The organism is Streptomyces sp. NPDC004051, assembly GCF_053604275.1.
The window spans coordinates 114,481-120,881 of record NZ_JBSGHG010000020.1; the positions used below are offsets into that span (position 1 = coordinate 114,481).

Here is a 6,401-nt window from a genome sequence, read left to right on the forward strand (position 1 = left end):
CATGGTGCATGTACTCGGCAGCCGCGTCCTGCTGCGCCCCACCGATCCCGAGCGTTCCCGCGTCTTCTACGGCGAGCAGCTGGGCCTCGCCGTGTACCGCGAGTTCGGCACCGGCCCGGAGCGCGGCACCGTCTACTTCCTCGGCGGCGGCTTCCTGGAGCTGTCCGGCCGCTCCGCCCCCCCGGCGTCCGCGGGGGCACCGGAGCCCACGGCGGCGCGGCTGTGGCTCCAGGTCGCGGACGTGGCGGCGGCCCACGAGGAGCTCCGGGACAAGGGCATCGAGATCGTCCGGCCCCCGGTGCGGGAACCCTGGGGCCTCGTCGAGATGTGGACCGCCGACCCCGACGGCACACCCATCGTCCTGGTGGAGACCCCGGCCGACCATCCGCTGCGGTACCGGCCGGGAATCTGAGGCCGGCGGTCCGGGTGGTCCGGCGCCGGGGAGGGGCACGAGGGCCGCGTCACGCCCGTACGGCGCCCAGGCGTCCCTCGAGCTGTCCCAGCAGCCCGCCGAGCAGTGCGGCCAGCTCGCCGAGGTCCGGCCCGCCCAGACCGGAGAGCACGGCGTTCTCGTAGGCGAGTTGCGCGGGCATGACGCCGTCGACGACATCCCGTCCGGCGTCGGTGAGGCGGACCCGGGCCATGCGGCGGTCGCGCGGGTCGCCGCGGCGTTCCGCCAGGCCGCGCGCGGTGAGCTGCTTGAGGCGTTTGGTGACGGCGGCGCCCGAGGAGAAGGTCTCGCGTGCCAGTTCGCCCGGGGTCAGTTCGCGCCCGGTGCGACGCAGCGCGCCGAGCAGGTCGAACTCGGGGCGGGTCAGTCCCGCCCGGCTCAGCGGGGCGTCCTCGGCCTGCTGGAGGAGGGCGGCACAGCGGTTGATGCGCCCGATGACCTCCATGGGTCCGGTGTCGAGGCCGGGGTACACGGACCGCCACTGCCGGACCACCGCGGCCACGGTGTCGCCGCCGGCCGCCGGATGTCCCGCGCCGGAGGGGAGCCCGGGGTCGGCCGGGAGCGGCCCGTCGGCGGTGCGCCGGCCCTCGGCCGCGGGTCCTCCGGGTCCGCCGTCGGCCGCGAGCCGCTCGCTCGTCGTCATGGCTGTCCGTCCTTCGTGTCCGTGCCCGGGTCCGTCCCACTGCCCGGGTGCGTGCCCGGTTCCGTCTCCGCGCCGGGGCCGGTCAGCAGCCCCTGGCGTCGTACCGTTGCCGCGAGCGTACGGTGTCCCGACTGTTCGGCGAGCACGACCCGTTCCTGCGGCAGTGAGCTCAGCCACCATTCGCCCGCGGCCGCGTCGGCGGTGGCCCGCAGGTCGACGAGCGCGGCAGCGAGGCCGCGGCGGGCGGCCTCCAGGGCGGCGGGGTCGGGGTGCGGGGCGGCCAGGAGCCGGGTGGCGTGTTCGCGCCCGCGGTCCACGGTGGCGAGCGCCCCCTCGACCCGGTCGCCCGCCCGCCGGTTGGTGACGGCCAGGGCGGCGACGAAGCCGACCAGCGCACCGACCAGGGTGTCCACCACACGGTCGGTGACCAGGGAGCCGGTGTCCTGGTAACCGGGGAACTCGGTGACGAGCAGGGCGAGCGGGGTCACGCAGACGCTGCCGAGCCAGTAGTTGCGGCTGATCAGGGCCTCGGCGCCGAAGTTGAAGACGAGGCAGCACAGGACGAGGGCGAGCGGCCCCAGGTGGGCGATCGGGGCGACGGCCGCGAAGATCAGCACGCCGACGAGGTTGCCGACGACCCGCTGCACGGTCCGGCTCCAGGTGAGGCTGAGGTTGGCCTGGTAGAGCGAGGCGGCGGTGACGAGCGCCCAGTAGGGCCGTCCGACCCCGAGTGCGAGGGAGGCGTAGCCGGCGAGGGCGCAGCCCAGGGCGGTGCGTACGGCGATGGGGGCGAGCGGTCCCAGGCGGTGCCGCAGGGGGCGCGGGGGGACGGCGCGCTCGGCTGCCGCTCCGAGGAGTTCTTCGGCGTCCGTGGGGGAGGCGTCGGCGCCCGGGATGCGGCCCGTGCCGCGCAGTGCTCCGGCCCAAGCGCGCAGCAGCGCGGGGTCGGCGTCGGCCGGCGCGGCGAGCGCGATCTCGGCGCGGACCACGAGCCGTTCGAGGGCGCGGCGGGTGGCGGCGGAGCGGGTTCCGGTGAGGAGCAGACACTGCCAGGCGGCCTGTACGGCGGCGTAGGCGGCGGCTCGGGCCCGGGTGTGGCCGTCGCCGGTGCCGCCGGTCTCGACGTACGCGGCGGTGGCGGACAGCGCGTCGGCGGTGGCGCGGCGCTCGGGGCCGTGCGGCCGGACCAGTACGGGCGCCATGCCGACCAGCCAGGCCCACACCCCGGCCACCGCGGCCAGTGCGAGGTGGCCGGGGACCTGCCCGAGGGTCTGGGGGACGAACAGCGAGGCGGAGCTGACGAAGGTGAGGATCACGTTGCCGGGCGGGCCGATGCGGGTGACGTCGCACAGCACCTTCTGCACTGCGGCCAGTGCGGCGCCGACGGTGACCAGGACGACGGCGTTCGAGGTGAGCGAGGCCGAGACCAGGGCCACGGCGAGGCCGCCGAGCATGCCGAGCACGACTCCCGTGAGGGCCTTGGCCCGGGCGGCGTAGGGGCGGTTGTGCGCGTAGAGGGCGCACAGGGAGCCGGCCATGGTGTAGGCGGCCAGGTCGAGCCGGCCGAGGGCGACCAGGATCAGGCTGGGCGGTGCGACCGCGGCGACCACGCTGAGGGCGGGCTTGAACCAGATGCGGGAGGGCCGTCCGAGGCGCAGCACACCGGCCACGGGGAAGCGCCGGGGCTTGGGGTCGGGGGTGGGCGTGGGGGTCGCACTGCTCATGACGTCCCATGGTAACAGGTCTTTTACTCGTAAAACATCCCGGTGACCTGCGGTGCTCCCCCGAATGCTCCCCGTGTACGCCTGTGCGCCCGCGTGCACACCACCGGGCGGGGCATGCCTTGACCGATCGTGGAGCGGGTCCGGGGGGAGGTACGCGTGCACGGACCGGCGTCGTCCGGCTGGCTGCTGGTCGCGCTCTGCGCGGCGACCGGCGCCTACTGTCTGCTGCGGATGCGCAGCAGTGTCGAGGAGCAGCGCCGCGCCGCGGGCGGTGAGGCGCTGATGGGTTTCGGCATGGCCGCGATGGCCGTACCGGCGGCGGTGTTCGCCCCGCCCCCGTGGGCGTGGCCCGCCTGGGCGGCGGTGTTCGGCGCGGCCGCGGTGCAGGCCCTGTGGGCAGGGCGCGGGAGCCCGCACCATCTGCACCATTCGGTGGGCGCCGGAGCCATGGCCTACATGGCGGTGGCGATGGCCGCCTCCCCCGGCCGGGAGCACGGACACGGCGGCGTGGGCATACCCGCGCTGACCGGGCTCCTGCTGCTGTACTTCGCCGGGTACGTGCTGGTGACGGGCGTCCGGCTGGTACCGGTGGCCGCCGTGCCGGAACGCTCGGCGGCCACCGGGGCGGGGTCCCCGGGAGCCTCGGGCTGGGGGGACCGGCCCGAGCTGGCACTGGCGTGCCGGCTGTCCATGGGGATCGCGATGGTGGCGATGCTGCTGACGATGTGAGGCGGGCGGCCGCGGGCCGGGTGGGCGAGCGGGACCGTTGTCCGCGTCACTCTGCCCGACGGGCCGTACCCGGGAGTGATCCGTACTCATAGGCTGACCGCATGATGCTCCCCGCGGCGCTGCTGCTGCTCGGCGTCCTGACCGCCGTCGTCGGTCCCAGGCTGCTCGCGCGGGCCGCCTGGCCGGACCGTGAGCCGGTGGTGGCGCTGTGGGTGTGGCAGTGCGTGATCGCGACCGTGCTGCTGTGCTGTGCGCTGTCGATGACGTTCAGCGCGGCGGCCGCCTCGCGGGTGGTCGGCACTCCGGTGTTCGCGACGGCGCCGAGCGGGGTCGTGGAGGCGTACGCCCTCGGCACGTCCGGCCCGCCGGCCGCGACCACCGCGGTCGTGCTGGCGTGCGGCGGGCTGTGGAGCGCGGCGATGCTGGTCCGCGAGGTCGTACGGGCCCGTGCCCGGCGGCGGGCCCGGCGGGACGGACTCCTGGTGCGGGCGCCGCTGCTGCCCGGCGAGGATCCCGGCTCGCAGCGGCTGGTGGTCCTGGAGGGCGAGCGCCCCGACGTGTGGTGGCTTTCCGGCTCCCCGTCCCGGCTGGTCGTCACCACGGCCGCGTTGCGTCGGCTGCGGGGCCGTCGGCTGGACGCCGTCCTCGCGCACGAGCGGGGGCACGCGCGGGCCCGGCACGACTGGCTGCTGCACTGCTCCGCCGCGCTGGCGGACGGGTTCCCCCGGGTGTCCGTGTTCGCCGCGTTCCGCGGCGAGATGCACCGGCTGGTCGAGCTCGCCGCCGACGACACGGCCTCCCGCCGCTTCGGCCGGCTGACCACCGCCCTCGCCCTGGTCGAGCTCAACGAGCACCGCGGGGTCTTCGGCCCCTGCCCGGCCTCCCAGGGCCAGGTCCGGGCCCGGGTGCACCGGCTGCTGGCTCCCCCGGACCGGCTCACGGCGGGGCGCCGGCTGCGGCTGACGGCCGTGGCGTCGCTGGTCCCGGTGCTCCCCGTCCTGGTGGCGTTCGTCCCCGGACTGCGGGCGCTGGGGTAGCACCGTCCGGAGGCGTGCGCCGAGGCCCTCTTCGCTTCGGGGCTCGCGGGCGGTTCAGGGCGTCGGTGTTGGCCCCGGCCCCCGGCGGTCGACGAGGATCGCTTCATGCACTCCCCCCACACACCTCCCCCCGACCTCGCACCGCCGCCCCGTCCCCCCGAGCACCGGCGCCGCCCGGCCGCCCTGTCCATCGCCGTGCCGGCCCTGTGCTCGGTGCTGCTGCTGGTCCTGGTCGGCGCCGAGTGGCGCCCGCTGACCGGTGTGGACGGGGACGTCGCCCGCACCACGCACCGCTGGGCGGTGGACGAACCGGGACTGACGCAGGCGGCCCGCGTCCTGACGGACTGGGTCTGGGACCCGTGGACCATGCGCCTGCTGGCCGGGGCGGTCGCACTGCTGCTGGTGTTCCGGTACGCGGCCCGCTGGACCGCGGTGTGGCTGGTGGCGACCTGCGCCGTGGGGACGGCGCTGCAGCAGGTCCTGAAGGCGGCGGTGGGCCGCGCCCGCCCGGTGTGGGAGCACCCGCTCGACTCGGCCCACTACGCGGCTTTCCCGTCGGGCCACGCCATGACCGCCACCATCGTCTGCGGTCTCCTGCTGTGGCTCCTGCACCGGCACGGCGTGAACCGGGCCGTGTGGGTGGGGGCCGTGACCGTGGCGGCGCTCTCGGTGGCCGGCGTCGGCCTCACCCGCGTCTGGCTCGGCGTCCACTGGGCGACGGACGTGCTCGGGGGATGGCTCTTCGGCGCTCTGGTCGTGGCCGTGGCGGTGCGCGTCCACCGGCGGCACCACCCGTGAGACCGCACGATCCGCGTCTTCCGGACCCTCCCACGGGCCCCCGTGACCACTTCCCGGTACCGGCCCGGAGACTCGTCAGCGCCGTCCCCCTCGGGCGATCCCCCGCGTCGCCCGAGGAGAACGGCAGCCCGGAGCGAACCCACCAGGGGTCCGGCCGGACGCGTTGAGTATAGTTGGCTGCCGACCAGTCAATGCAGGAGTCCAGCATGTCCCCGCGCAGCCCCTCGGTCAATGAAGAATTGCGGAGGCGTTCGAAGGAGCGGCTTCTGCAAGCCGCCCTCGAGGTGGTGAGCGAGCGCGGATACGAGGCGACGACGCTCGGCGACATCGCCGACCGCGCGGGGTCCGCGCGGGGTCTGGTCTCGTACTACTTCCCGGGGAAGCGCCATCTGGTGCAGTCCGCGGTGCACCGGCTGATGCACCGGACGCTGGAGGAAACGCTGGAGCGCGAACCGCGCACCGACGACGGGCAGGAGCGGATGGCGCGGGCCATCGACGCGATCCTGGGCCTGGCCCGCGACCGTCCCGTGCTGATGCGCCAGCACATGGCCGGACTGCTGCAGGCCGAGGGTTTCCTGCCCTGCCCCGAGCAGCAGCGCCTGGCCGAACTGCTCAGGGACACCGTCGCCCGGCACGGCTCCAGCAAGGTCGACAGCGACTACCCGATGCTGCGCGCCCTGCTGATGGGCGCCGTGTTCTCGGCCCTGATGCCGGGTGCGCCGATGCCCCTCGAGACACTGCGCGCGGAGCTGTTCAAGCGCTACCGGCTCGCCTGGGAGCTGGGCGTCCCGCCCGGCACCGAGGCGCCGGGCGGGACGGGAACGCCGGACCGGACGGGCCGGACGGACGCAGCCGGCGCGGCGGGCGCGCCGGACCGGACGGATGTGTCGCGGTTCTTCGCGACCGAACCGGCCCCGGACAGGTCCTAGGGCCAATACCGGTGATTTAGGCTCTTTTCCGGCTGGCTGAAGTGGCTCTGGTTGGCCCGGCCAGCCGGACCGTCGGGGTGTCCGGCCGTG

The 6,401-nt window shown here is 75.4% G+C and carries 7 protein-coding genes; 5 read left to right on the plus strand and 2 right to left on the minus strand.

Translation table 11 applies throughout. From position 1 onward, the window contains the following. Position 1: 1 nt before the first annotated feature. A complete protein-coding gene (locus tag ACWEQO_RS21280; protein WP_452984813.1) occupies positions 2-412 on the plus strand; it encodes a VOC family protein in 411 nt (136 codons plus the stop codon). 49 nt (positions 413-461) lie between these two features. Here ACWEQO_RS21280 and ACWEQO_RS21285 read toward each other — a convergent pair whose 3' ends face one another. Together ACWEQO_RS21285 and ACWEQO_RS21290 are read right to left on the minus strand one after the other, a co-directional pair. After that, positions 462-1,094: a MarR family winged helix-turn-helix transcriptional regulator gene (locus ACWEQO_RS21285; RefSeq protein ID WP_361458714.1), complete on the minus strand. Its 633-nt coding sequence runs from the start codon at positions 1,092-1,094 to the stop codon at positions 462-464. Next, a complete protein-coding gene (locus tag ACWEQO_RS21290) occupies positions 1,091-2,818 on the minus strand; it encodes an FUSC family protein (RefSeq protein WP_452984814.1) in 1,728 nt (575 codons plus the stop codon). Before ACWEQO_RS21290 ends, ACWEQO_RS21285 begins: the two co-directional genes overlap by 4 nt. A 156-nt stretch (positions 2,819-2,974) precedes the next feature. Between ACWEQO_RS21290 and ACWEQO_RS21295 the strand changes: the two genes are divergently transcribed. The 4 genes from ACWEQO_RS21295 (at position 2,975) to ACWEQO_RS21310 (ending at position 6,311) form a co-directional block, all read left to right on the plus strand. Further along, positions 2,975-3,547, plus strand: coding sequence for a DUF5134 domain-containing protein (locus tag ACWEQO_RS21295; RefSeq protein ID WP_452984815.1), 573 nt, complete (start codon positions 2,975-2,977; stop codon positions 3,545-3,547). 101 nt (positions 3,548-3,648) lie between these two features. Next, positions 3,649-4,584: a M56 family metallopeptidase gene (locus tag ACWEQO_RS21300; RefSeq protein WP_452984816.1), complete on the plus strand. Its 936-nt coding sequence runs from the start codon at positions 3,649-3,651 to the stop codon at positions 4,582-4,584. Between the two features lie 105 nt (positions 4,585-4,689). Continuing rightward, complete coding sequence (locus ACWEQO_RS21305; RefSeq protein WP_361458722.1) at positions 4,690-5,382, plus strand: phosphatase PAP2 family protein; 693 nt, start codon at positions 4,690-4,692, stop codon at positions 5,380-5,382. Positions 5,383-5,588: 206 nt separating this feature from the next. Further along, a complete protein-coding gene (locus tag ACWEQO_RS21310; protein ID WP_452984817.1) occupies positions 5,589-6,311 on the plus strand; it encodes a TetR/AcrR family transcriptional regulator in 723 nt (240 codons plus the stop codon). Positions 6,312-6,401: the final 90 nt, after the last annotated feature.